Below are 25016 nucleotides of genomic sequence, written 5' to 3'. Positions count from 1 at the left end.
CGGGACTACCCACGTCACGCGCGTCCCACGCGGCTCACGAATTAGTCGTACAAGTCATATGAATGGCGGTGTGCGTACGGCTCAGTCGACGCGCACGGCGAGCAGGCAGGCGTCGTCGTCGTGGACCGTGCGTTCGTACTCGTCGGTGAGCCGGTCGATGATGCCCTGCGGCGCAAGGCCGCTGCTCGCGGTCAGCGCCCGCGCCAAGGCGTCGATGCCGTCGGTGATGTCCTGGTTGCGCCGCTCGACCACGCCGTCGGTGTACAGCAGCAGCACGTCCCCGGCCTTCAGCGGGAACTCCGCCGTCTCGTACTCGTGCCCCGGCAGCACGCCCAGCATCGGCCCCCGGTGATCGGTCGGCAGCGCGAAGACATGGCCGTCGCGCAGCAGCAGCGGCGCCGGATGCCCCGCACAGGTCCAGCGGAACACCCGGTCGTCCCCGACGTGCCCCACGCACATGGTGGCCGTGGCGGGGGTGGGCTCACTGCACACCAGCTCGTTCAGCCAGGTGGTGACGTCACCGGCGCAGGCGCCCGAGTGGGCGAGACCCGCCATCGCGTACCGCTGCTGGGCCATCCGCGCCACCGCGTCCAGCCCGTGGCCGCTCGCGTCCCCGATGGCGATCAGTGCCCGGCCGTTCGGCAGCGGGCGGCACTTGTACCAGTCGCCGCCGACGGCCGCGTCCGGCTCGGCCGGCAGATACGCCGCCGCCGCCGTCAGCCCCAGCTCCGCCAGCCCCTCGGAGTACGTCGGCAGCAGTGCCTCGCGCAGGGCCGAGGCGACGTGCCGCTCCGCCGCGGCCTGCTGCCGCAGCTGGTCCGTCTCGACCTGCTTCTCCACCAGGCGCCGGCGACTGCGCATCTGCGGCGTGAGGTCGCGGGCCACGATCTGCACCGCCCACGGCCGCCCGTCCGTCCCGGCCACCGGCCGCCCCAGCAGGTCCACCGTGCGGACCTCGCCCAGCACCAGGAACCGGATACGCGTCCAGGCGGGCTCCTCACCGGCGAGGACGGACGCGATGAACTCGCCGAACGGCCCCACGTCCGCCGCCACCAGGTGGTCGCACAGCTCCAGCAGCGTCCACGGCAGCGCCGGATCCGTACGGAAGATCCGCTGCAGCCCCTCCGACCACGACACCCCGCCCGACAGCAGGTCCCACCACCCCCACCCCATGGAGGCCAGGTGCTGGGCGTCGATGGTGAGCAGCTCCGCCTGGCTGCGCACCGGCCGCCAGGTCGTGAGCACCTGGTCGCCGCAGGCCGCCGCGTAGTGCACCAGCTGGACGCGCCGGAGCCTGCCGTACCGCTCCTCGGTGTAGTCCACCACCAGACCGCCCAGCGCCCGCCCCGTCTCCAGGACCTCACTCAGCGCGGCCAGCAGCCCGCTGGCGGCGGCGCCGGTACGCGCCACCTCGAAGAACCGCTGCCCGACCTGCTGGTCCGGCGGCACCAGCCACTCCACCGAGCGGATGTGGTTGCCGGCCCGGATGACGAAGTCCGTGATGGCCCCGGAGCCGTCCCGGACCGGCGCGAGCACCGCGGCGGACACCGGGATACCCGGCAGGGTGGCGCGCAGACAGTGCCACGGGTCGTGGTCCTCGCCCGCGTCCACGCAGCTGTGGCGGGCGCCGTGGCCCTGGCCGCACGGGCACTGCTCGGCCTTGCCGGCCCCCTCGCCGGGGGCCGGCGCGTCAGGGCGGCCGGGGGCGGGCGCGACGGCATCCGTCGTCCTGCGCACCTCGGCGCGGAGCGTCGCGATCTCGCGCTCGATGAAGGCCTTCAGCGACGCCACGTCGGACGGCATGGGCGCGGCCTCCCGGATCCTCGACACCTGCAAAGGGACATCTGCCGCGTATCCGACACGGAGGGCGGTAAACGCCCCGCCACACCTCCGGCCCACACCGGGACCGGGCCGACCCGGAAGAAGGACCGTTCACGGCGGGACGAAAGTCCCCGCCCGGACGGGCCGAACGGCGTGCTTGCGCCTGTCCGGGCCCGGACACAACGCGGGCAGGCACACACCGCACCAGGCACACACCGCACACGAGACAGCGGAGGAGACGACCTCATGACGTGGAAGCCGACCGAAGGCCGGACCCGATCGTGACGACCGCGCACCCCGTGGAGCGCACGGACCTCGCACACCTCGCCACCGAGGTGGACCAGCTGCGCCGGGCCCTGGACAGCCGCGGCGTCATCGACCGGGCCCAGGGCATGATCATGGCGCTGACCCCCTGCCCGGCGGACCGGGCCTGGCAGGTGCTCGTGGAGATCTCCCAGCGCGGCAACACCAAACTCCGCGACGTCGCCGCCGCCCTGGTCGCCACCGCCGACGGCAGCGCCCTGCCGCCGGACCTGCACGCCCCCTTCCACCGGGCCGTCAGCGCGGCCCGTGCCTCCCGAGCCGCAGCACCGGGCCCGTGAAACCAGCAGTGCGCTGTGTGCCGGTGTGTCGGCACCGGTCACACAGCGCACACCCCCTCTCCCCGGGCTCGGTTCACTCCCCCTGGCCTCCGGCGGGGGGACCCCCACTTCGGCTCACTCGCCGCCCCTCACGAGGCGGTCAGCGTGTGCCGACCGCGGCGCGCACGGCCCGCCGCGCCATGGCGCAGTCGTCGTGCAGTCGCCTCAGCAGCAGGCGCTGCTCCTCCCCCGCGGACAGCCCCCCGGGCTGGACCGGTACAGAGCCGGCCGGCGGCGCCTCTCGTATCGTGCGCTGCACGGCCGTCTCGTACGTCCGGATCTCCCGCGTCAGCACGAGCATCAGATTCACCAGGAACGCGTCGCGCGCCGCGGGCCCCGCCGCCTGCGCGAGCTGCGCGATCTGCCGCCGGGCCACCGGGGCATCGCCCAGGACCGCCCACAGCGTCGCCAGGTCGTACCCGGGCAGGTACCACCCCGCGTGCTCCCAGTCGACCAGCACCGGGCCGGCCGGCGACAGCAGGATGTTCGACAGCAGCGCGTCACCGTGACAGAACTGGCCCACACCGCCGAGCCCGCCCGCGTGCGCCAGTCCGTGCAGCAGCTTCTGCAGGTCGTCCCGGTCGCGGTCGGTGAAGAGCCCCAGCTCGTGGTAGCGGGAGATCCGCGAGGCGTAGTCCAGCGGAGCGTCGAACATCCCGGCCGGCGGCCGCCACGCGTTGAGCCGCGCGATCGCCCCCAGCGCGGCCCGTACGTCCGCGCGCGGCGGCGCCTCGAACGGGTGCCGGCTGAGCGCCGCTGCCCGCCCGGGCATCCGCTCGATCACCAGCGTGCAGTTGTCGGGGTCCGCGGCGATCAGCCGCGGGGCCCGCACCGGCGGGCGGTGCCGTACGAAGGTGCGGTAGGCCGCGATCTCATGACGGATCCGCTCGGTCCAGGCGGTGGAGTGGTCCAGTAAAACCTTGGCGACCGCGGTGGCCCGTCCCGTCGTCCCGACGAGCAGGACGGAGCGGCTGCTGCGCCGCATCAGCTGGACGGGGTTGAACTCCGGGCAGATCCGGTGCACCGACGCGATCGCCTTGCGCAACTGCGCGCCCTGCGGACCGGACAGGTCGAGCCTTCCACTGAGCGGCCCCGCCGCCGGTCCCGCCCAGCGCCGGGCCCGTACGGCCTGCGGTGGATCCGGATACGGCCCGCTGCCGGCCGGGAGGGTACGCGCAGGCCGGGGCGGGGCGGACACGGAGGACGATGCTGTGTACATGGGCGAGACAGATCCCTTCGTGTGCCGACGAGTTACGTACGCTGCCCCGTCCCGGCAACCGGCCCGCACCCTGGGGAATGAGGGGCGGTTACCGGAGCGGGGTGGCGCTTTCCTACCTGACACCCGCGCGCGGGTGGCACACCATCTGGCGGACCCTGGCGAAGCCTGGCGAATAGTCGCCAGCCCTATGACACCGGGCTACTGTCAACTCAGCCGAGAACCTGGGGGCTTGACGTGACCGGAGAACCCAACACCCGCCTTGCAGACCTGTTCGGCCTCGCCGGCTGGTCCAAAGGGGAGCTCGCACGGCTCGTGAACCGGCAGGCGGCGGCCATGGGCCACCCGCAGCTGGCGACCGACACGTCGCGGGTCCGGCGGTGGATCGACATGGGGGAGACCCCGCGCGATCCCGTGCCCCGGGTGCTGGCAGCCCTGTTCACCGAGCGACTCGGCCGTGTCGTGACCATCGAGGACCTCGGGTTCGTACGACACGGGCGCGCCGGGAAACGGCGGGACGTCAGGAACACCGACAACCCTGACGGGCTGCCCTGGGCGCCCGAGCGTACGGCTGCGGTCCTCACCGAATTCACGGGAATGGACCTCATGCTCAACCGACGCGGCTTGGTGGGCGCGGGTGCCGCGCTCACCGCAGGCTCCGTACTGACCAGCGCCATGCACGACTGGTTCCGCACCGATCCCGCACGCGGCGCGGACGCCCCGCACCTCGACGACCCCCTGCACGCCGACCCGGCCGGGTTCGACCGCTACGAGGCCGCGCCCATCGGGTCCCAGGAGATCGAGGCGCTGGAGCGCTCCGTCGAGGTGTTCCGCGCCTGGGACGCCGCCCGTGGCGGCGGGCTTCAGCGCAAGGCGGTCGTCGGCCAGCTCAACGAGGTGGGCGGCATGCTCGCCTACCACCACCCCCCGCACATCCAGCGGCGGCTGTGGGCCGTCGCCGCCAACCTCGCCGTCCTGGCCGGCTGGATGTCCCACGACGTGGGCCTCGAACCCACCGCGCAGAAGTACTTCGTCATCGCCGCGCACGCGGCCCGCGAGGGCGGCGACCTGCCGCGCGCCGGCGAGGCGCTCTCCCGCGCCGCCCGCCAGATGGTCCACCTCGGCCGTCCCGACGAGGCCCTGGACCTGATGAAGCTCGCCCGCGCCGGCTCGGGCCCCGAGATGCTGCCCCGCACGCACGCCATGTTGCACACCATCGAGGCGTGGGCGCAGGCGGCGATGGGCCACGGCCAGGCGATGCGCCGCACCCTCGGCGAGGCGGAGGAGCTCTTCGTCTCCGACCGCAGCGACGTGCCGCCGCCGAGCTGGATGCAGACCTTCAAGAAGGAGGACCTGTACGGGATGCAGGCCCTCGCCTACCGCACCCTCGCCGAGCACGAACCGGGGGCCGCGAAGCAGGCCCAGCACTTCGCGCAGAAGGCGCTCGCCCTGCGCGTCGACGGACGGCAGCGCTCGAAGATCTTCGACTACCTGTCGATGGCGTCGGCGTGCTTCATCGCCGACGACCCCGAACAGGCCGACCGCTACGCGCGCCTCGCCCTGATGTCGATGGGGGAGACCTCCTCGCAGCGCACCTGGGACCGGCTCCGGGAGATGTACCGGCTCACCGGGAAGTACGCGGACTACTCGAAGATCGAGGACCTGCGCGAGGAGATCCAGGTGGCGATGCCCAAGACCGCGCAGAAGCAGCGGAACACCGAGATCTAGCGCATCCGCCGGCCACGTCCGTCGGCGGACAGCCGACGCCCTACGGCCTGGTCCGTGAACTCCGTCCCGGCCCGCTTCCGTTCAGTTCCGTAACCGACTCTTCCGACAGCTCCGTACCGGCGTCGTCCGTCGTCCTCCGACGCCCTATGACGGGTCGCCGACCCTGGCGACCATGACACACGCGTCGTCCTCACGCGGGCAGGCGCCGAACTCGTCCACCACCATCCGCACGCACTCCTGCGCATCGCGCGCCCGGGCGAACCGCGGTGCCAGCCGCAGCAGCCGGTCCGTCCCCTCCGTACCGAAGGGGTCCGCACCCGTGCCGCGCGTGAGCCCGTCCGTGTGCAGGACCAGCAGGTCGCCGGGGAGCAGCCGCACCTCGGTCTGCTCGTACGCCGTCTGCGGCGTGGCCCCGAGGAGCACGCCGTCCGGGCGCGTCAGCGCACGCCCCGTCCCACCGCGGAACAGCAGCGGGGCGGGGTGTCCCGCCTGCGCCCAGGTCAGCGTCCCGGTCGCCGGGCTGTAGCGGCAGCACACGGCGCTGCCCAGCGCCGTGTGCGCCGACGTGTCCAGCAGCTGGTTGAGGTGGCCCATCAGCGGCCCGGGCCGAATCCCGGCGACCGCCATGCCGCGCAGCGCGCCCAGCAGCATCGCCATCGAGGACGTCGCCGACACGCCGTGCCCGGTGAGGTCGCCGACGGACAGCAGGGTGTCCCCGTCCGGCAGCTCCAGCGCGTCGTACCAGTCGCCGCCGATCAGCGCGCTGGACCCGGACGGCAGGTAGTGCCCGGCCAGGTCGAGGGCCGCGGGCCCGCCGTGGGGGAGGCGCAGCGGGCCGCGCCACGGCGGCAGGACCGCCTCCTGGAGCTCCACCGCCACCCGGTGCTCGGTCTGTTCGATGTCCTGGCGGCGGCGGAGCGACTCGCGTGATTCGCGGACCACCCGCTCACTGCGGCGCAGTTCGCTGACGTCCCGTAAAACGGCCCACATCGACGCCGTGCAGCCGTCCGCGTCCAGGACCGGCTCGCCCATCATGTGGAGCGTGCGCACCCGGCCGTCGGTGCGGACGATCCGGAACTCGCCGTCGATCGGCTTGCCGTCGATCAGGCAGCCCGTCACCATCGCGGTCAGCGCCGCCTGGTCCTCGGCGAACACCATGGACGGCAGCTCGTCCAGCGACATCGGGCCCGCCTCGGGCGAGCGGCCGAAGATCTGGAACAGCTCGTCGGACCAGGTCACTTCGTCGGTGAGGAGGTTCCACTGGGCGCTGCCGACCCGGCTGAGCAGCGCGCCGGTGCGCGGCGGCGCGTCCGCGAGGGCCTCCTCGGCGGATTCGCCCTCCTCGGTGCCTTCGTCGAGGGACTCCGCGGCGGACCCGGTGCCGGCGGACCGGGAGCCGAGGGTGCGGTCTTCGCCCAGCCCTTCCTTCAGCTGTCCCAACTGGGCGCCGAGGTCGTCGAGTTGATGGACGGCGAGGTCGCACAGCGCGCGCTGCCAGCGGCCCTGCGGATCGTCCTCGTCCGCGACGGCGTCCCGGCGTACGGCGTCGACGTCTCCCCGCAGTCGGCGGGTCTGCGAGATCAGCGCGTCCACCGTGCCGCGCTCGGGCGGCTGCCCGGCGGCACGGTCCGCGAACAGATGGGACGGCATGTCGTACTCCGATACGGGCGCGGTGTGGCCAGGGTCTGAAATATAAGGACCGGTTACGACTGTTGCACAGGGCGCGATGGCCTGTAAGGGGTTTGGCAACACTCGATATGGTGGTGCTTCTGGCATATGCCAAAGGCTCGGCTATTACCGGCCAACTCCGGCCGGAACATGCCGTATCGGAGCCGTTCCGCCCTGTTACGGCAGGGGCCGCGCCCCATGCGCCGGCGACCGCGGCCAGGGGAGTCGCGTGAATTTCCGCGCCGCCCCGACCCGCGGCGGGCCGCCCTGGATCCGCTCGCGGACGGAATTTTCCACCTCGCCCGTACGAGTGGGCGCCACGATCATGGGATTGACGAGGACGCCCTCCGTGCACCCCCGGGCACGTGGACGGCCGCCCAGCGGGTACCCGAAGCGTCCCGGCGCGGTGCCGGGGAACGTCGATCCGTACGTCCGTACGATCCGTCGGAGGGCAGGACCGTGAGCATGGAAGCCGGCAAGAGGGTCGTCGTCACCGGAGCCACCGGCAACGTCGGCACCAGCGTGGTGGCGGCGCTGGCCGACGACCCGCAGATCGCATCCGTACTGGGGCTGGCGCGCAGGCTGCCCGGCTGGTCGCCGCCGAAGACCGACTGGGCCGCCGTGGACCTGGCCGAGGACACCGACCTCGTCAGGCACTTCGAGGGCGCCGACGCCGTGATCCACCTGGCCTGGGCGTTCCAGCCGACCCACGATCCCGTCCGGACCTGGCGCACCAACGTCCTCGGCAGTCTCCAGGTCTTCCGGGACGTCGCCTCCGCCGGCGTGCCCGTCCTGGTCCACGCCTCCTCCGTCGGCGCCTACTCTCCGGGCCCGAAGGACCGGGCCGTCGGCGAGGCGTGGCCGACACACGGCTGGCCGGAGGCCGCGTACTGCCGTGAGAAGGCGTACCTGGAGCGGGTGCTGGACTCCTTCGAGGTCCGCAACCCCGGCGTCAGGGTGGTGCGGATGCGCCCGGCGTTCCTGTTCAAGGAGGAGTCGGCGAGCGAGCAGCGCCGGATCTTCGCCGGGCGCTTCGTGCCGGGGACACTGGCCCGCCCGGGAGCGGTCCCCTTCGTGCCGGACATCCCCGGCCTGCGGTTCCAGGCCCTGCACACCGACGACGCGGCGCAGGCGTACCGCCTCGCGCTCAGCCACGAGGTGGGCGGCGCCTTCAACATCGCCGCCGAGCCCCCCGTCGGTGCCGAGGAGCTCGCCGACCTGCTCGGCGCCCGGCTGGTCCGGGTGCCCCGCCCGGCCGTCCGCGCCGCGCTGGCCGCCGCCTGGAACCTGCGGCTGGTGCCCGCCTCGCCGCAGCTCTTCGACGCGGTGCTGCGCCTGCCGCTGATGGACTGCACCCGGGCCCGGGTCGAGCTCGGGTGGCACCCGCAGCGCACCGCGCTCGACGCGCTGGATGAGCTGCTGCGCGGCATGCGGAGCGGCGCCGGCCAGGACACCGCGCCGCTCGCGGGCCGCAAGGTCGGCTGACGTACGCGCCCCCGCGCGGCCGGCCCGGTGCGCCGCGTCGCCGGATGTGACCCGATCCGCACCCTCCGCACGGGTGACGGCGCCTCTCTCCGTGGGCAAGCCCTAAGGAGACAGGTGTCGGGTCGAAAGGGGCCACCGTGCCGGACAGACGCCCTCGCGGCTACCAGCCCGGCTGGCAACCGCGCCCGGCGACGGAGCAGTTGCTCGCCGAGGTGGAGATGATCCTCGGCCGCTACGCCGCACAGCTGCCGCTGACCATGCGGCAGATCTGGTACGCGACGGTCGCCGACGGCGCGCTCGCCAAGCAGGAGCGCACGTACAGAAGACTGGCCGACATGCTGGGCATGGCCCGCCGCGCCGGCCGCATCTCCTGGCTCGCGATCCGCGACGACGCCGACCCGGCCACCGAACCGCGGACGTTCGACGGCCCCGCCGGCTTCCGGCGCGCCGTCACCGACGCCGCCCGCGCCTACCGGCTCGACCGGCAGGCCGGTCAGGAGGCCCGCCTCGAAGTGTGGTGCGAGCCGACGGGCCTGGCGCCGCAGCTGGCGGCCGTCACCGATCCGTGGGGCGTGCCCGTGTACGCGGGCGGGGCGCTCACCTCCCTGTCCGGCAGGCGCGCCGCGGCACGCCGGGCCGCGACCGGCGGGCACGGCGCCGTGTGCGTCATGGTGGTCGGCGACTGGGACCCCGGGCGGCAGCACCTCTTCACCGCCCTCGCCGAGGACGTCAAGGCCTTCGCCGAGCTCGACGCCCCCGACGTACGCGTGGAGTTCGAACGCCTGGCCGTCACCGAGGCGCAGATCGCCGAGCTGCGCCTGCCGCCCGCCCCTCTGCGCGCCGGAGCCACCCCCACCCAGGTGGAGGCCATTCCGCCGGACGCCCTCGCCGGACTCGTACGGGAGGCCATCACCCGCCGCCGCGACGACGAGGTCCTGGCCGCCGTCCTCGCCCGGGAGGAGGCGGAACGCGGCATGCTGCTGGAGCAGCTCCGCAGGATGCCCGCGGGCGCGTAGAACGGCGCCCGCGGGCGGCCGGGCTCACTCCGCCAGCGTCTGGGTGGTGACGACGAACAGGCCCCCGTCCGGGTCGCGCAGGGTGGCCTCCACGCCGGGCTCGTGGTGGATGACGGAGCCGCCGTGCTCCTGTGTCGCCCGCACGCAGGCGTCGACGTCCGGCACGGGGAAGTAGACCTGCCAGCGCGGGCGGATCGACGGGTCCGGCGCGGCCTCCAGCGCTCCGGAGCTGAGCCGGGCGACGACGCGGCCGCCGCTGCGCAGCACGACCTCGTCCTGCTCGTACTCGACGTCGCAGCAGCCGGGGCGCCCGCTCGCCCAGTCGAGGATCTCCCCGTAGAAGATCGCCGCCTCGAAGGCGTCGCGGGTCTGCAGCTTCACCCAGGCGGGGGCCGCGTCCCGCCAGTTCTCCCAGCCGGACAGGAGCCGGCCCTCCCAGATGCCGAACACCGCACCGTCCCGGTCGGCCGCGAGGGCGCCGCGCCCCATCGCGAAGGACACCGGCCCGACGGCGACGGTGGCGCTGCGCTCCCTGATGCGGGACGCCGTCTCGTCGGCGTTCTGGACGGCGAAGTACGGGGTCCAGGCGACGGCCATCTGCAGAGCGCTGGCCAGGGCACCCATTCCGGCCACCGGTTTGCCGTTGGCGAGCGCGACGCTGAACTCCTCGCCGAGCCGTGCGGGGCGGTACGTCCACCCGAGCACGGCACTGTAGAACTTCTGCGCGGCGCTCAGGTCGTGAGTCATCAGGCTGACCCAGCACGGGGCGCCGTACACGGCCTCGCTCGAGGTCACGCCCTTGGTAGCTGTCGGTTTCGTATTCATGTGCAAACCGCCCTGTGTCACCATGCCGCTCTGCCCGGAAGTCCATCCTTGCACTGTTTACAAGGGCGGTCCTGTTTCGCCCGGCTGTTTGCCTGCCCGCCCACCCGCGCTCCACGCGTCCGACTCCGCCGCGGGCCCCGAGGAGCCACTTGGTGTGTACCTGACGCTAAAGTGCGGTGGTTCGATCAGACGTTCGGTGAAGGGGTGGGGTATGAGCACGCAGCTGAGGGAGAGAGCCGGGGAGTTGGCCGCGGTGCTGTGGCGCGAGCACACCGTGTACCGGGACCGCGCCGGGGGAGTGGTCATCCGCGGCGAGCACGTCGAGCGCTGGATCAGCCTCGCCCCGGCCGGCGGCCGCGACGAGGTCCTGCTGCGGGCCGGCCGCCTCCTGGACGGCGGCACCACCGCCCCGGCGCGCTCCGAAGTGATCATGCCGCTCTCCGCCTCCACGGCGGAGCTCGCCGCGGCCTGCCGCCGCCTGCTCGCCGACACCGCCGCCGACGCCGCACCCCGGACCGCCGGCCCCGGCCGCGACCGCAAACCGGGCAGGCGGGAGCGTGCACACGAGCGCCGGCAGACACGCATGCGCCGACACACGCAGCGGCGGCAGCGGCACACGAGCCTGCGCTCCTGGGTCGTCCTGGCCTGTGTGGCGGCCCTGGTCGCGTACTACCTCTCCAGCACCGGGCTGATCTGACCGCCGGCTGAGCGATACCCCGGGTCCGCGGCGGCGGGCTACGGCCGCCGCCGCGCCCGGAGACGGTCCCGCCACCGTCGCGCGGTCCGCTCCAGGTGCCAGCGCTCCTCGTACAGCAGGCGCCCCACCAGCGAGCCGCCGAAGACCACGAAGCCGACCCCCACGAGCCAGGACTGGACGACCAGCATGGTGCCGACGGGGCCGTACGCCACCGTGTTCGAGGCGATCAGCGGGGAGAACACCAGCCGCGAGAAGCCCCGCAGCCCCGCCAGTCCGATCACGGTCGCCACCGCACCCGGCAGCAGCGCCCGCCAGGGCAGCCGCCCGCCCAGCAGCAGCCGCTGCGACCACCAGAAGAACAGCACCGCGCTCACCACGGCCACCGCGGCCCGCCAGGCCAGATCCCCGGCGTCCGCCGTGCGCGTGGCCACGTGCGCCGAGAGCAGCAGGTACCCGATGAGGACGGCGAGCCACACGCCGTGCCGCCACATGGTGTGCCAGCGCGCCGCGGGCAGCCCCCACACCTTCTCGTACCCCGTCTGGACGACACCGCCGAAGGTCATCCCGAAGACCGCCAGCGCCGCGATACCGAACCCGGTCGTCGACTCCAGCGCCCTCCCCGGCGTCGCGAACAGCCGCCGCACCTCCATGTCCGCCGGGGTCGACACGCCCAGCCCGTCCGAGATCCAGTCCGCGAAGCCCTGCCCGTTCGCCGGATCGGCCGCCGCGACCACGATGAGCAGCGGCACCAGGGTCAGCAGCCCGATCGCCGCGAACCCCATGGCCCGGTGCATCAGCTCCAGCTCGCTGCCCCGCCGCCACCCGCGCCCGGCGGCCGAGCCGTGGAAGGCGCCGTACAGCCGGCCGAGCCGGTCCAGCCGGCCGGCCCACCACCGCCGGCCCTCGGCACCGGAAGACTTCTCGGGCATGGAAGTCGCATACCCCGACGACGCCCGCCGCTACGGCAGGTCGCGGAGGAGGCCCCGAATGGACGCTCGCGCGGATACCCCCGCCCGCCTCTGTCCCAGCGGCCTTTTTCGTGGTGCACTGAGGGTGGGCAGGGAGCTGGGCCGATGGGTACGAAGCGCAAGCCGGGACCAGCAGCGGCAGGGATCGCCGTGGCGGTGTGCGCCGCCGTGTCCGCCGGGCTCTACGGCTGCTCCTCCTCCGAGCCCCGGCAGGAACCCCCGAAGCCGTCCACACCGCCCGCCTCCGCCCCGGCCGGCGTCTCACCCTTCACCGGGCTTCCCGCCCGCTCCGGTACGCCGGTGCTCGCCGTCAAGATCGACAACGTGCTTCCGGCGCGCCCGCACACCGGACTCGGCGCCGCGGACATCGTCTACGTCGAACAGGTCGAGGCCGGGCAGAGCCGCATCCTCGCCGTCTTCTCCTCCAGGCAGCCCCCGACGGTCGGGCCGGTGCGCAGCGCGCGCGAGTCGGACCTGGAACTGCTGCGGCAGTTCGGCCGCCCCGCGCTGGCGTACTCCGGCGCACAGTCGAAGCTCCGGCCCCTCATCGACGCCGCGCCCCTCTTCCCGCTCACCCCGTCGGACGCGCCGGGCACCTACTTCCGTGGCGGCGACCGCCCGGCGCCGTACAACCTCTACCTGCGCCCCGACCGTGCCCTGGCCGCCGCGCCGCAGGCCGACAAGGCGCGCGACATCGGGTTCCGCTTCGGCGCCGCCCCGGCGGGCGGCCGGCAGGTCAACGAGCACACGGTCCGCTACCCGGCGGCGCGCTACACCTTCACCTGGTCGGAGAGCGGCAAGCGCTGGCAGGTGGCGATGGACGGCACGCCCGCCCGGACCACGGACGGCGGCCGGATGGGCGCCCCCACCGTCGTGGTGCAGCACGTGGAGGTGCGGCCCTCGAAGTTCCGCGACCGGTCCGGCAGCGTCTCGCCGTACACCGAGACCGTCGGCTCCGGCAGCGCGCTGGTCCTGCGCGACGGCCGGGCCCACGACGCCCGGTGGAGCAGGCCCGCGGCCGAGAGCGGCACCACCTTCACCACGCCCGCCGGGCAGCGGCTGAACTTCGCGCCCGGTCAGGTGTGGGTTCTGCTCACCGCCCGCTAGGGCCTGTTTAAGCCAGGCCCTAGGCGCGGCGACGCCGGGTCAGTACCACGCCCAGGAGGACCATCAGGGCTCCCAGGGCGAAGTGCAGCCAGTTGTCGGCCGTGTTGACGGGGATGAAGTTGGCGCCGCTGTCGTGGTCGATGAACAGCCCGTACAGCCACAGCGCCAGGTAGACGACCCCGCCGCCGATGAGGAACGACCGGGCGCCGGACACGGACCGCGCCATGACGAGGCCCGCGATGCCGAACAGCAGGTGCACGAGGTTGTGCAGGATCGACACCTGGAAGACGCCCAGCAGCTTGGCCTCGGAGTGGTGCTCCGCGAACTCCATCGAGCCGTAGTCGGTGGTGATGCCCGGGATGAAGCCCAGTACCGCCACCAGCAGGAAGACCACCCCCACCAGGAGCGCTGCCTGCTGCACGGGACTGCGGGGCGTGGAGGTCATACGGGGTGCGCTGGTCATGACGGAAGCCTCCCTTTCCGGGGCGGTGCCTCGGGGCCCGCCGTACGGGCCCGCAGCGCCCGGGTACCCCCGGATCGGCACCATGTGCTCAGGGACCCCGCCCCGTCTCGTCCGGGCGGGGGTCACTCCATGCGGCGGCGGTCCTCGTCGGTCCACTTGCTGGTGTCGCGCGGCTCCACGTACGGCTCCTCGTTCTCCGGATGGCCGCCGTCGATGGCGCGCTGCCGGGCCAGCTCCGCGTCGAACTCCAGGCCCAGCAGGACCGCCAGGTTCGTGATCCACAGCCAGATCAGGAAGATGATCACGCCGGCGAGGGTGCCGTAGGTCTTGTTGTACGAACCGAAGTTCGCCACGTACAGGGCGAAGCCGCCGGAGGCCACCATCCAGATGAGCAGCGCGACCAGGCTTCCCGGTGTGATCCAGCGGAAGCCGCGGCCCCGGGCGTTGGGCGCGGCCCAGTACAGGATCGCGATCATGATGGTGACGAGGAGGACCAGGACCGGCCACTTCGCGATGGACCACACGGTCATCGCGGTGTCACCGAGACCCAGCGCCGTACCCGCCTGCCGGGCGAGCGTGCCGGTGAAGACCACGATCAGCGCGCTGACCAGCGCCAGCACCATCAGCGTGACGGTGAGCGCCAGCCGCAGCGGCATCACCTTCCACACCGGGCGGCCCTCGGGCATGTCGTACACCGCGTTGGAGGCGCGGATGAACGCCGCGATGTAACCGGAGGCCGACCACACCGCGGCCAGCAGACCGACCACGGCCATGATCGAGCCGACCCCCGCCGAGCCCTGCAGCTGCTGCACCGCGTTGGTGATGACGTCCCGCGCCGCGCCGGGCGCGAACTTCTGCAGGTTGTCCAGCACCGACCGGGTGACCGAGTCGCCCGCGAGGCCCAGCAGCGAGACGAGGACCAGCAGGGCCGGGAAGAGCGAGAGCACGCCGTAGTACGTCAGGGCCGCGGCCCGGTCGGCGAGCTCGTCGTCCTTGAACTCCGCGAGCGTCCGCCGCAGCACGGCCCCCCAGGACCGTTTGGGCATGTCGGTGGGCTCGTCGGGTGCCCTGTCCTCGACCTCGGGGTCGGGCCCGGGGCGGTCGTCGCGGTGAACGTCGCGGTGGCCGCCGCCGCCCTGGCCGGGGCCGGTGACGGGGGGCTCCGGTTCGTTCCTGTGCTGCCGTTTCGTCATCCGTGCCATGGATCCGCGAGTAACCGCTGGGACGGTGGTTCAACCCTCCCGCGGCGCGTCCGGATCCTCCCCGGTGCCGCCGCCGGTCCCCCCGCTCTCCAGGGGTTCCAGGGTGGCGGCCACGTACTCGGCCTCCCGCTCCGCCTGGGACATGTCGGGGACGAGGAAGCCGTCCCCCGGCCGCTCGGGCGTCCGGCCGCCCCCGGAGAGGCGCTCCCGCCACCGCTCGGCGAGCTGCTGCTGCCGCTCCTCCGGTTCCCGCTGGACGCGCGCCCGGCTGGCGGAGGTGAGGGCCGACAGGAAGTCACGCAGAACGTCGTTCATGGAGCCAGTGTTCTCCCGCCGGTCCCTTTCGGCACCCGTAAAACGGTTTGCTCGCCGTGCCGCCGGGCGCCGACAGTGATCCGATGCACCAAGCACCCCCATGGACCGTCCGGGCCGCCCGGACGGACGACGCGCCGCTGATATGCGAGCTGCTCAACGCCGTCGACACGATCGAAACGGGCGCGCCCGACACCGAGCTGCACAGCGTCGAGGCCGACCTCGCCCACCCCGACGTCGACCTCGCCGAGGACTCGTGGCTCGCCTTCGAGAACGGCCGGCTCGTCGCCTACGCGCTCGTGCTGCCCGCCACGAGGGCCGAGCGCGTGAACATCGACCACTACGTCCTGCCCGCGCACCAGGCCGCCGGCGAACGGCTGCTGGAGCTGGCCGAGGGGCGGGCCCGCACGCGGGCGGCCCGCAGCGGCGCGCACCGGGCGGTCGTCCACCTCCACCTCAACCACGAGCCCACCACCGACACCGCCCTGCTCGACGCCCGGGGCTGGCGGCGGGTGCGGCGCTACCACGTCATGAGCCGGGCCATCTCGCCGCAGGGCGACCCGGTGCCCGAGCCGCCCGCCGGGGTGACGCTGCGCGACTGCACCGACGAGGCCGACCGCCGCCGCGCCCACGCCCTCGTCGAGGAGACGTTCGCCGGGCACTTCGACCACCGGAGCCGTACGTACGAGCAGTGGCGCCACGACATGGACGCCGCGCAGTGCGACTGGTCACTCGTCTGGATCGCCGCCCTGGAGGGCGCCGGCGACGCCGCCGTCCTCGTCAGCCGCAACGACCGCGAGTCCATGGCCTGGGTGAACAACCTCGGCGTCCGCGAGGACGTACGCGGCCGGGGCCTCGGCGGCCACCTCCTGCGGCACGCCTTCGGCGCGTACGCGGCCCTGGGCCGCCGGACGCTGGGCCTGGGCGTGGACACGCTCAACACGACGGGCGCCCTGCGGCTCTACGAGGCGCACGGGATGCGGAGGGAGTACGCCGTCGACACCTGGGAGGTGAGGCTTCCCGTGGCGGCCTGACCGGGAAGAGGCCCCCGAGGCGCCCGCACGCCCCCCACGGCGGATCATGGGCCCGTACACTCGTGCCCGGCTTACCCCAGCGGCGGGGCGAGCGACGAGCGACCAACACGCTTTACCGGAAAGGTATTTCGACATGGACTCCGCTGTACTGGGCGATGCCCCGATCTACGACAGGCTGATAGCGGAAAGAGGAGACGTCCCCACCGACGTCCGCCGCGTCGCCGAGGAGACCCTCACGCAGGTGGGCCGCGCCATGGACTTCAGCGGGCTGGGCGGGCGCCAGGCGTACACGCCCCGCATGCCCTTCCCGCCCGCGCCGACGGGCTGACGCGCGACGGGCTGACGGCCGGCGGGCCGACCCGCGGCGTACGGAGGTCCCGGCGGGCTGCACAACGGTGCGGACCGCCCACACCCCCGCCCCGACCGCGCTCCGCCCCGCCCTCACCCGTTCGCCGCCGTCCTGTTACGGCCGTGCCCGGCGGGGTACCCCTCAGCCCCATGGAGATCGGTTACAAGCTCGCGGCAGAGTCCTTCGGACCCGGTGAACTGGTCAGGCAGGCGGTCCTGGCGGAGGAGGCGGGGTTCGACTTCGTCGAGATCAGCGACCACTTCCACCCCTGGCTGGACAACCAGGGGCACTCGCCGTTCGCCTGGACGGTGCTGGGCGCCATCGCCGCCCGGACCAGCCGGATCGGACTGGCGACCGGTGTCACCTGCCCGACCGTGCGCTACCACCCCGCGATCATCGCGCAGGCGGCCGCGACCCTCGCCGTCCTGTCGGAGGGCCGCTTCGTCCTCGGCGTCGGCTCCGGTGAGCGGCTCAACGAGCACGTCGTCGGCACCGGCTTCCCCGACGCCGTCAGCACCCGCCACGAGCTGCTCCGCGAGGCCCTGGAGATCATCCGCCTGCTGTGGCGCGGCGGCTACCGCTCGTACGAGGGCAAACACCTGCGCCTCGCCGACGCCCGCGTCTTCGACCTGCCCGCCGAGCCGCCCCTCATCGCCGTCGCCGCGAGCGGCGCGGCCTCCACCCGGATCGCCGCCGAACTCGGGGACGGCCTCTTCGCCACCGAACCCAAGGCCGACATCGTCCGCCAGTACCGCGAGGCGGGCGGCGGCGGCCCGCGGTACGCGGAGGTCCCGATGGCGTGGGCCCCCGACGAGCACACCGCGGCCCGCGCCGCGCTGGAGACCTCCCGGTGGGCGGTGACGGGGTGGAAGGTGATGAGCGAGCTGCCCAACCCCGTGAATTTCGACGCCGCCACGACGACCGTGCGCGAGGAGGACATCCTCGGCCGGTTCGCCTGCGGAAGCGACCCCGAGCGCTACGTGGAAGTGGCGCAGGGTTTTGTCGACGCGGGCTTCGACCGCCTGGTCATGCAGAACGCGGGCCCCGACCCGGACGGTTTCATCGACTTCTACCGCAGCGAACTCGATCTGCGGATGCGTCAGCTGAAGGCCGACGGGGAAACCGGCTGAACGCGGCCTGATGCGGGCCTGATGCAAGGCCTGCACGTCGACGCTGAGTCGAGGGTTGTCAACTTTCTGGTGGGCGAGCTATATAGAAAGCCGTAGGGCATCCCACGCAGTGAGGAAGACGAGAAAGGCGACTCGCACACCCATGCTCACCACCGTCCCGGCCCCGCGGTCCCACACGCCCCTCTCGTACGACGAGTTGGTCGACCTCGTGAAGCGCAACGGCCTGTACGCCACACGGGCGCAGGCGGACGCCATCACGCGCAGCGTGCTGGCGGAGCTCGGCCGCCAGGTGACCGGAGACGAGAGAGTGGAACTCGCGCAGCGGCTCCCCGCAGAAGCGGCGCGCGAGTTCGCCTCGCAGATCCCCGCGACCACGGCCGTGTCCGGATTCGGTTTCGTCCAGCAGATCGCCGCCCGCACCGGCGCCGGCCTGGGCGCCGCCCGCTGGGACACCGGCTCGGTGCTCCGCGCCGTCGCCCGTCTCGCCGGCCCGGAACTCCTCGACCGTCTGCTGACACGACTCCCCGACGGCTACGCCCTGCTGTTCGGCCAGGCGCAGCTGACCCGCCCCCAGGCCGCCTGAGAGCGGGCAAGGGGACGGGCCCGGGCCGGTCAGTCCTCCACGGCGTCCAGCACGTCACCGAGGTCCACGAACGTGAAGCCGGTGGCCGCGCGGTCGCCGTCGCCCGGGGTGTCGTGCCCGTCCTGGACGACGAGGAGCCCGCGCGGGTACCGCGTGCCCAGCGGGGCGTTGAGCACGGCGGCGCCGTCGCACTCCTCCGATCCGTCCAGGACGGAGGACGCGGCCGTGACGCGGAAGCCGCCTTCGTACTCGTTGGCGTCCGCCACCTCACGGTCGTAGAGGGCGAAGGTGTCGTCGCCCTGGCTGGAGGCGAGGAGGTAGCCGTCGCCGTCCGCCTCGGTGAGCAGGGTCAGCCCCTCGACATCGGCCGACAGCCGCGAGCCGCCGAACCCCGGATCGGCCCCCGCCACGCACTCGTCGCTCGGCTCGTCGTACACCGCCGGCACGCCGTACTCGCGTACGCGGTCGATCAGCCGCGGCGCCGTGGTGAGGTCGGCGCTCAGGCGCCAGATGCCGACGTCCTCCTGACCGGCGTACAGCACGCCGTTGGCCGGGTCGACCACCATGCCCTCGACCTGCGGCAGTTCGCCCGGCTCGGCGCACGGGGACCAGGTCGACCCGTCCGGGAGCCGGAAGGCGGAGGGCAGGTCCACGGTCCGCACCTTGCGGTAGCCCACCGTGCCGTCGGCACCGGCCGTCAGCTCCAGGAGCGCGATGCTCGTGCGCTCGCGGCGGCTGACGAGGGCGTACGAGCGGCCGGTCGCGCGGTCGGTCCAGGTGGCCAGACCGTACGCGGTCCGCTGCTCCTCGATCTCGCTCTCGTCGGCGGAGAAGACGGGCGGCGCGGCGGGGTCGGTGACGTCGACGAGCGGGCCGCCGGGCGCACCGGGCCGGATGCGGTAGACGCGCAGCCGGTCGTTGCCGCGGTCGGTGGTGACGGCGACGTCGGCGCGCCCGGTGGGCAGCCGCAGACCGTGGACGAGGTCGACGTTGTTGAACCGGCCGCCGGGCGGTGTCGCGAGGGACTGCACGGGCCGGGCGTCGAGGTCGTAGACCCGCAGGCCGCCCTCCTTGGCGGTGCCGATGACCAGACTGCGGCCGGGATCGGCGGCGTTGCGCCAGATGGCGGGGTCGTCCGCGTCGGCGTTGCCGCCCGCTTCGTCGTCGTACAGGGTGGGCGTCTCGGCCCTGGGGGTGACGGACGGCAGCGCCTCGGCGCCACCACCGCCCGCCTGTGCGGGCGGGGCGGTGGCGGTCAGCGACGCCAGCGCCGCGAGCGCGGCGACCGATGCGAGGACGGCCGGGGGGGTACGACGGACCCTGATCACGCACGAACTCCTTCATGCCGGGAACATGACACCTTCGGCCAGGGATCTTGGTCGGTTCCCGCGTCGCCGGGTCGTCTTCCGCCCGTGAAGGAGGTGTACGGCGCGTGAACCTACGCGTCCGGTGTGTCGCCCTCGGCCTCTCCCGGCGCCGCCTCGCCGTCGAGGCTCGTGGTGGCCGACTCCAGGGGGCCGAGGAGGTCCGGGGTGCTCAACCCGCCGCCGCCGGGCGCCGCTTGGGCGGAGGGAGCGGGGCTGAGGGCGGCGACCGCCGCTCCGACGGCGAGGGACGCGACGGCGAGCATGCTGCGCTTCTTCATGCCCTGTTCAACCGCGAAACCCCGCCCGGCGTCACGACCGACCCGCCTCGTACGGATGTACGGGTGGCGCCGCGGCCGGTCTCATGGCGCCGGATCGCGCGCGTCGTACCGCGCGAACCCGCGCCAGCGCAGTGCCAGCAGCCCCACCGCCACCACGCAGGCGACGCCGCCGCCCGTCACGGCGAGCGCGGGTGTGGTCAGGTCGGCCACCGATCCCGCGACGAAGTCACCGAGGCGCGGGCCGCCCGCGACGACGATGAGGAACACGCCCTGCAGACGCCCGCGCATGTCGTCGGGCACCGCCGCCTGGAGCATGGTGTTGCGGAAGACCATGCTGACCGTGTCCGAGAACCCGGCGAGCGCGAGGAAGAGCACGCCCAGCCACAGCTCGCGCGTCAGCCCGAAGACCGCGACGGCGGTCCCCCACGAGGCCACCGCGAGGAGCACCGCGAGCCCGTGCCGCCGGATCCGGCCCTGCCACCCCGAGAACAGTCCGCCCAGGAGCGCGCCGAAGGCGGGCGCGGCCACGAGCAGCCCGGTGGTGCGCGCGTCACCGCCGTACCAGAGGACGGCGACGGCCGGCAGCAGGGCCCGGGGGTGGGCGAGGATCATCGCGCAGAGGTCCGAGAAGAACGTCATCCGCAGGTTGGGCCGGGTGCCGAGGAAGCGCAGCCCGTCGAGGACCGAGGCCCGTCGGGCGCCGTCCTCGCCGCCCTTCCGGTCCGGGAGCATGGCGGGCAGTCGCCACATCGCGTACAGGGCGGCGCCGAAGGTGACGGTGTCCACCAGGTAGGCGGCCTCGTACCCCCACAGGCCGACGATGAAGCCGCCCAGCATGGGCCCGACCAGTGTGCCGGACGTCATCGTCATCGAGCTGAGCGCGTTGGCGGCCGGCAGCTGCTCGGGCGGCAGCAGCCTCGGGATCATGGAGCTTCGGGCGGGCCCGTTCAGCGCCTGGCAGACCGCTTGCAGCGCGACGATCCCGTACAGGAACCAGACGTGGTGGAACCCGGCGAGCGTGGCCGCGGTGAGCGCCGCGGACAGCACGGCCGAGCCGGTGGCGCTGCCGAGTCCGAGCTTGCGCCGGTCCATCGTGTCGGCGGCGGCGCCGCCGTACAGGCCGAAGAACAGCAGCGGTACGAGGGAGAACAGGCCGACCAGGCCGACCGAGAAGGTGGAGCCGGTGATGTCGTACACCTGGAGGGAGATCGCCAGGGTCGTCATGCCCTGACCGACCCAGGAGACGGTGTTCCCGAACCACAGACGCCGGAAGTGCACCGAGGACCGCAGGGGGGTCAGGTCGGCCAGTATCCGGCGGCGTACGGCGGTGGGCGCCGCGGTCACGGCCGGTCCACCGCGCGGCCGGAGGGGCGTGCGGGCGCGGAACCATGTGCGTGGTGCGTGCATCTGCGTATCGGCATGGGCAGCAGCATAGGGTTTGACCTTCAAGTCGCTTGAACGCCGACACTCGCAGACATGGACGACAACGACGGTTCCGACGACAACGACGGCCTGCTGAGCATCGGCGCCTTCGCGCGCAGAGTGGGACTCGCACCGAGCGCGCTGCGGTTCTACGACGACTGCGGCGTACTGTGCCCGGCCCGGGTCGACGAGGTGACGGGCTACCGCTACTACGCGCCCGGCCAGGAGCCCCGCGCTTCGCTGATGCGGCGCCTGCGGGAGGCCGGGGTACCGCTCACCGACGCCTCGCTGGTGCTCGACGGCCCTCCGGAGGAGGCGCGCGCGGTGCTCGAGGCGCATGCGCGGAAGGCGCGGGAGGCGGCCGACGCGGCCCGGTCGGTGATCGGGGAGGTTCTCGGCGGCGGCGTGGGGGACAGCGCCGCCGGGACGTGGACCCGGGCGCGTATCGGGGGAGCGGAACTGGCGAGTGCGGTACGGCAGGTGGCGCCCGCCGTCGCAGGCGCGGCCCTGCGGGAGGAGTTCCCCGCCCTCGGCTGCGTCCTCGTCGAACTCGACGGCCAGGAGGTACGGCTGGTGGCCACGGACCGCTACCGGCTGGCCGTCCGGACGCTGCGGCCGCTCGCGATCGAGGGCGGGCCCCGGCACCTCCTGATCGACGCCCGCGCCATGAGGGAGCTGGCGTCCTGGGCCGTACGCCGGTCCGAGATCGTGATCGAGACCGACGGCGGAGGCGGCACACGCCTCACGGGCGACGGCCACACCCGGGCCGTGACGCCCGTCGGCGGGCCCTTCCCCGACTACCGCCTGGTCCTGGACGGGCTGCCGGCGCCCCGGACGCGGATCATCGCGGACCGGACCGCCCTGCGCGCGGAACTCGCCACGACCGGGGAAGGCGGCCCCGTCACACTGTCCACCGAGGACCAGCACCTCCTGCTGTCGCCCCGGCGCGGCGCCCGTGCCCCAGCGCGCCATCCGCACCGGGGAGCCGCCGCGCGTCTCCTTCGACCCCGAGGTGCTGCTCGCGGCGCTCGATGCCGGGGTCGGGCCCGACGTGCTCCTGGAGGTCTCCTCACCCTCGGAGCCGGTCGTGGTCCGCTCCGCCGACCAGGGAAGCTTCACCACGCTCGTGATGCCCGTCAGAGAGAAGGCCGCGTGAACGCCGAGAACCCCGTCGTCCGGTTGTGCGCCCAGGGCATGCGGGCCGAGGCCGAGGGCCGGGACAGCGACGCGCTCGCGCTCCTCCTCGCGACGCGGGAGGCGGAGGAATGAGGACGCAGCGGCGCCGGCCGTAGCCCCGCGCGGGCGGGCAGGGGCTCGGAGGCTCAGCCCGTCAGGTCGATGACGACCTTGATGTCGTCGTCCTGCGCGGCGAAGGCCTCCTCGGCGCGCTCCAGCGGCACCCGCCGGGTGATCGTGCGCTCCAGCCAGTCCCGGTCCGCCTTGGCGAGTGCCTCGGCGGCGTGGCGGTAATGGCGCAGGTTGGCGTTGACGGAGCCCACGACCACGTCGTTTTCCAGCACCAGCTCCCGGTTGATGGTGCCCGCGTCGACGGACAGCTGCCGCCCCTGGGGCGACACGCCCGTCAGGCACACGATGCCGTATGGGGCCGTCCCGGCCATCGCGTCGAAGACCAGGTGCCCGGCCCCGGTCGCCTCGATCACCACGTCGGGCCGTACGGAGGAGGTCACCCGGTCGATGTCCTCGCTGTGGTACGTCGCCCCGAGGCCGGCCACCAGGTCCGGCTTCGGGCCGGACGTCACCCGGTCGAGGACGTGTACCTCCAGTCCGCGCTGTACGCCGAGGAGCGCGGCCAGCAGTCCGATCGGCCCGGCCCCCGTCACCAGGGCGCGCCGCGGTTCGAACCAGGCCCGGCCGCCCACGCGCTCCACCTGCTCCCACGCCTTGGCGACCACGGTGGTGGGCTCCAGCAGCACGCCGACCTCCTCCAGGCCGGGGTCGAGCCTGACCGCGTAGTCGCTCTCCACGGTCCAGGACTCGCTGCCGTACCCGTGACGCTCCTTGATGCCGCGCTCGGTGTAGCGGCCGTTGCGGCACATGTCGAACTCGCCGTGGGCGCAGGCCCCGCACGGCTCCGGGTCGGGGCGGCGCACCACACCGACCACCAGGTCGCCCGCGTCGAACCCGCTGCCCGGCGGGGCCTCGCGTACCCGCCCCAGCGACTCGTGCCCCAGCACCAGCCGCTCCTCGCCCGGTGGAGCCCACCCGTACGCGCCGGCCAGGATCTCCTTGTCCGTGCCGCAGACCCCCACCGCCAGACCCTGCACCAGCAGCTCGCCACGGCCCGGGACCGGCTCGGGGACGTCCCTCACCTCCAGGGATTGGGGGGACGAGGGACGGACGGTGACAGCGCGCATCGGCTTCTCCCTGGGCATGCGGAACTCGGGGTGCAGCGGCCGGGCGCACGCGACCACTGCACCACGCCTGGCTTCTCGCGGGTACCCGGCCAAAGGGTGCCAAACGGCCGAAACAGTCCGCGGGACGCGTCGGACACGCCTCCGCCACCCGTCACCCGACGTCCGCCGGCCCGCCGATCCGCCGGCCCGCCGATCCGCCGGCCCGCCGATCCGCCGGCTCACCGGGACTGCGCGAGCCGGCGGAAGCCGTGGGGTCGGCGGCTCAGTCGACGGCGGCGAGGACCGCGTCGGCCATGGCCTGCTCACCGGCGGCGTTGGGGTGGAACGGAGCGGCGGCGTTCGTGCTGAGCGGCTCCATCCAGCGGGTCCCGGCCGGCTTGCACGCGTCATGGCCTATGGACTTGGTGTACGTGTCGACGTAGACCGCGCCGTGCGCGGCGGCCTGCGCGGCGATCATGCTGTTGAGGCGCTTGTGGGTGTCGCGCAGCCACGGGGCGTCGCCCTTGGCGATGGAGACCACCGACGGGCAGTTGGTGCCGTCGTCCGGCAGGATCGCGGGGTATCCCGTGATCAGGATCCTCGCCTGCGGGGAGCGCTCGCGGATGCCCTGGACGGCGGCGGCGATCTTGGGGGCGGTGGCGTTGATGGTCTGGGCCAGTCGGTCGGTTCCGGTCCAGGTGTAGCTGGTCTTGCAGGGGGAGCCCGACATGTTGAACAGGCCCAGGCTCACGCAGCGGACGATGATGTTGGCGAAGCCGATGTCGTTGCCGCCCACGGTGAGGGTGACCAGGTCGGTGTCGGCGCTGAGCGCGTCGAACTGCGGGGGTGTGGAGGCGTGCTGCGCCGATGTCAGGTGCACGGTGGTGGCACCGCCGCAGGTGACGTCCTTGTGGGCGGCGGGCGTCAGCGCGGCGTTCAGCAGCGCGGGGTAGTTGCGGCTGGAGCGCGTGCAGGTGGAGTCGGTCTGGTCCGGTACGCCGGCTCCCGAGGCGTACGAATCACCCAGGGCGACATAGCGGTTGACCGCGGCCTCCTCGGCGACGGCGGGACTCGCGCCGGCCCCGGCCGCGGTCGCGAGGGCGGCAGCGGTGGCCGTGAGGGTGAGGACGGCCCGGGTGCGGGTGCGGGTACGGGTACGGGTACGGCTGGGGGCGCCGGTACGGCGGCTCGACGGAACTGATCGCATGACGGTGCCTCTCAAGTGGGGAGGGAGCGCCTGCCGTTGGCGGTCGGGACGGTTCGGCGAGGCGCACGGCGTCATGGAGGCGAGGCGGGCCCGTCCGCCTGCCCCATGACACCGCGAGGGCACTGCGCGCGCAGTTACTGATC

Annotated in this window: 24 protein-coding genes; 11 read left to right on the top strand and 13 right to left on the bottom strand. The window is 73.4% G+C overall.

The features are described from left to right. Positions 1–81 precede the first annotated feature (81 nt). On the bottom strand, positions 82–1803 hold the full coding sequence (locus AB0A69_RS23085; RefSeq protein ID WP_361425026.1) for a PP2C family protein-serine/threonine phosphatase: 1722 nt from the start codon (positions 1801–1803) through the stop codon (positions 82–84). Between the two features lie 269 nt (positions 1804–2072). On the opposite strand from AB0A69_RS23085, the gene AB0A69_RS23080 reads away from it, so the two are divergent. Further along, positions 2073–2423, top strand: a complete 351-nt coding sequence (locus AB0A69_RS23080; protein ID WP_361425023.1) for an ANTAR domain-containing protein — start codon at positions 2073–2075, stop codon at positions 2421–2423. A gap of 139 nt (positions 2424–2562) precedes the next feature. On the opposite strand, the gene AB0A69_RS23075 is transcribed toward AB0A69_RS23080, so the two are convergent. Continuing rightward, entirely contained in the window at positions 2563–3681 is a 1119-nt protein-coding gene (locus AB0A69_RS23075) for an aminoglycoside phosphotransferase family protein (protein ID WP_361425020.1), read from the bottom strand. Between the two features lie 234 nt (positions 3682–3915). On the opposite strand from AB0A69_RS23075, the gene AB0A69_RS23070 reads away from it, so the two are divergent. After that, positions 3916–5406, top strand: a complete 1491-nt coding sequence (locus tag AB0A69_RS23070) for a hypothetical protein (protein ID WP_361425018.1) — start codon at positions 3916–3918, stop codon at positions 5404–5406. Positions 5407–5550: 144 nt separating this feature from the next. Here the strand turns inward: AB0A69_RS23070 and AB0A69_RS23065 are convergent, their stop codons facing one another. Then, a complete protein-coding gene (locus tag AB0A69_RS23065) occupies positions 5551–7056 on the bottom strand; it encodes a SpoIIE family protein phosphatase (protein WP_361425015.1) in 1506 nt (501 codons plus the stop codon). A 477-nt stretch (positions 7057–7533) separates the two neighbouring features. On the opposite strand from AB0A69_RS23065, the gene AB0A69_RS23060 reads away from it, so the two are divergent. Together AB0A69_RS23060 and AB0A69_RS23055 are read left to right on the top strand one after the other, a co-directional pair. Next, positions 7534–8559: an NAD-dependent epimerase/dehydratase family protein gene (locus tag AB0A69_RS23060; protein WP_361425012.1), complete on the top strand. Its 1026-nt coding sequence runs from the start codon at positions 7534–7536 to the stop codon at positions 8557–8559. A gap of 137 nt (positions 8560–8696) precedes the next feature. Next, positions 8697–9575 (top strand): hypothetical protein, encoded by an 879-nt coding sequence (locus tag AB0A69_RS23055; protein WP_361425009.1) that lies wholly within the window; start codon positions 8697–8699, stop codon positions 9573–9575. Positions 9576–9599: 24 nt separating this feature from the next. Here AB0A69_RS23055 and AB0A69_RS23050 read toward each other — a convergent pair whose 3' ends face one another. Next, on the bottom strand, positions 9600–10400 hold the full coding sequence (locus tag AB0A69_RS23050) for a VOC family protein (RefSeq protein WP_361425006.1): 801 nt from the start codon (positions 10398–10400) through the stop codon (positions 9600–9602). Between the two features lie 211 nt (positions 10401–10611). On the opposite strand from AB0A69_RS23050, the gene AB0A69_RS23045 reads away from it, so the two are divergent. Then, on the top strand, positions 10612–11097 hold the full coding sequence (locus AB0A69_RS23045; protein ID WP_361425003.1) for a hypothetical protein: 486 nt from the start codon (positions 10612–10614) through the stop codon (positions 11095–11097). Between the two features lie 38 nt (positions 11098–11135). Here AB0A69_RS23045 and AB0A69_RS23040 read toward each other — a convergent pair whose 3' ends face one another. Beyond that, the gene (locus AB0A69_RS23040) at positions 11136–12026 is read right to left on the bottom strand and encodes a YhjD/YihY/BrkB family envelope integrity protein (protein ID WP_361425000.1); all 891 of its coding nucleotides are present in this window, start codon (positions 12024–12026) and stop codon (positions 11136–11138) included. Between the two features lie 144 nt (positions 12027–12170). Here AB0A69_RS23040 and AB0A69_RS23035 point away from each other — a divergent pair, with 144 nt between their 5' ends. Next, positions 12171–13172 (top strand): DUF3048 domain-containing protein, encoded by a 1002-nt coding sequence (locus AB0A69_RS23035; protein WP_361424997.1) that lies wholly within the window; start codon positions 12171–12173, stop codon positions 13170–13172. A 19-nt stretch (positions 13173–13191) separates the two neighbouring features. Here AB0A69_RS23035 and AB0A69_RS23030 read toward each other — a convergent pair whose 3' ends face one another. The 3 genes from AB0A69_RS23030 to AB0A69_RS23020 form a co-directional block, all read right to left on the bottom strand. Next, positions 13192–13635, bottom strand: a complete 444-nt coding sequence (locus AB0A69_RS23030; protein ID WP_361424994.1) for a DUF4383 domain-containing protein — start codon at positions 13633–13635, stop codon at positions 13192–13194. 122 nt (positions 13636–13757) lie between these two features. Further along, entirely contained in the window at positions 13758–14828 is a 1071-nt protein-coding gene (locus AB0A69_RS23025; protein WP_361424991.1) for a YihY/virulence factor BrkB family protein, read from the bottom strand. A gap of 39 nt (positions 14829–14867) precedes the next feature. After that, positions 14868–15152 (bottom strand): hypothetical protein, encoded by a 285-nt coding sequence (locus AB0A69_RS23020; RefSeq protein ID WP_361424988.1) that lies wholly within the window; start codon positions 15150–15152, stop codon positions 14868–14870. An 83-nt stretch (positions 15153–15235) separates the two neighbouring features. Here AB0A69_RS23020 and AB0A69_RS23015 point away from each other — a divergent pair, with 83 nt between their 5' ends. The 4 genes from AB0A69_RS23015 to AB0A69_RS23000 all read left to right on the top strand — a co-directional run bounded on the left by AB0A69_RS23015 (position 15236) and on the right by AB0A69_RS23000 (position 18245). Next, the gene (locus tag AB0A69_RS23015) at positions 15236–16183 is read left to right on the top strand and encodes a GNAT family N-acetyltransferase (protein WP_361424985.1); all 948 of its coding nucleotides are present in this window, start codon (positions 15236–15238) and stop codon (positions 16181–16183) included. Between the two features lie 133 nt (positions 16184–16316). Beyond that, the gene (locus AB0A69_RS23010; RefSeq protein ID WP_361424982.1) at positions 16317–16511 is read left to right on the top strand and encodes a hypothetical protein; all 195 of its coding nucleotides are present in this window, start codon (positions 16317–16319) and stop codon (positions 16509–16511) included. A gap of 170 nt (positions 16512–16681) precedes the next feature. Continuing rightward, on the top strand, positions 16682–17662 hold the full coding sequence (locus AB0A69_RS23005) for a TIGR03557 family F420-dependent LLM class oxidoreductase (RefSeq protein WP_361424979.1): 981 nt from the start codon (positions 16682–16684) through the stop codon (positions 17660–17662). Positions 17663–17804: 142 nt separating this feature from the next. Then, on the top strand, positions 17805–18245 hold the full coding sequence (locus tag AB0A69_RS23000) for a DUF2267 domain-containing protein (RefSeq protein ID WP_361424976.1): 441 nt from the start codon (positions 17805–17807) through the stop codon (positions 18243–18245). A gap of 29 nt (positions 18246–18274) precedes the next feature. On the opposite strand, the gene AB0A69_RS22995 is transcribed toward AB0A69_RS23000, so the two are convergent. The 3 genes from AB0A69_RS22995 to AB0A69_RS22985 all read right to left on the bottom strand — a co-directional run bounded on the left by AB0A69_RS22995 (position 18275) and on the right by AB0A69_RS22985 (position 21234). Further along, a complete protein-coding gene (locus AB0A69_RS22995) occupies positions 18275–19573 on the bottom strand; it encodes a phytase (RefSeq protein ID WP_361424973.1) in 1299 nt (432 codons plus the stop codon). A gap of 110 nt (positions 19574–19683) precedes the next feature. Continuing rightward, the gene (locus tag AB0A69_RS22990) at positions 19684–19890 is read right to left on the bottom strand and encodes a hypothetical protein (RefSeq protein WP_361424970.1); all 207 of its coding nucleotides are present in this window, start codon (positions 19888–19890) and stop codon (positions 19684–19686) included. An 81-nt stretch (positions 19891–19971) separates the two neighbouring features. Continuing rightward, complete coding sequence (locus AB0A69_RS22985; protein WP_361424967.1) at positions 19972–21234, bottom strand: MFS transporter; 1263 nt, start codon at positions 21232–21234, stop codon at positions 19972–19974. Positions 21235–21366: 132 nt separating this feature from the next. Between AB0A69_RS22985 and AB0A69_RS22980 the strand changes: the two genes are divergently transcribed. Next, positions 21367–22581 carry a MerR family transcriptional regulator gene (locus tag AB0A69_RS22980; protein WP_361424964.1) on the top strand — a complete coding sequence of 405 codons (1215 nt, stop codon included), beginning with the start codon at positions 21367–21369 and terminating at the stop codon, positions 22579–22581. Between the two features lie 53 nt (positions 22582–22634). On the opposite strand, the gene AB0A69_RS22975 is transcribed toward AB0A69_RS22980, so the two are convergent. After that, positions 22635–23687 (bottom strand): glucose 1-dehydrogenase, encoded by a 1053-nt coding sequence (locus AB0A69_RS22975; protein WP_361424961.1) that lies wholly within the window; start codon positions 23685–23687, stop codon positions 22635–22637. Between the two features lie 262 nt (positions 23688–23949). After that, positions 23950–24873: an SGNH/GDSL hydrolase family protein gene (locus tag AB0A69_RS22970; protein WP_361424958.1), complete on the bottom strand. Its 924-nt coding sequence runs from the start codon at positions 24871–24873 to the stop codon at positions 23950–23952. Between the last annotated feature and the right edge of the window lie 143 nt (positions 24874–25016).

Origin of the sequence: Streptomyces sp. NPDC045431 (assembly GCF_040646655.1) — a bacterium.
Lineage (GTDB): Bacteria > Actinomycetota > Actinomycetes > Streptomycetales > Streptomycetaceae > Streptomyces.
Note: the sequence above shows the minus strand (reverse complement) of the source record. Positions and strands in the feature narration are given on the sequence as shown.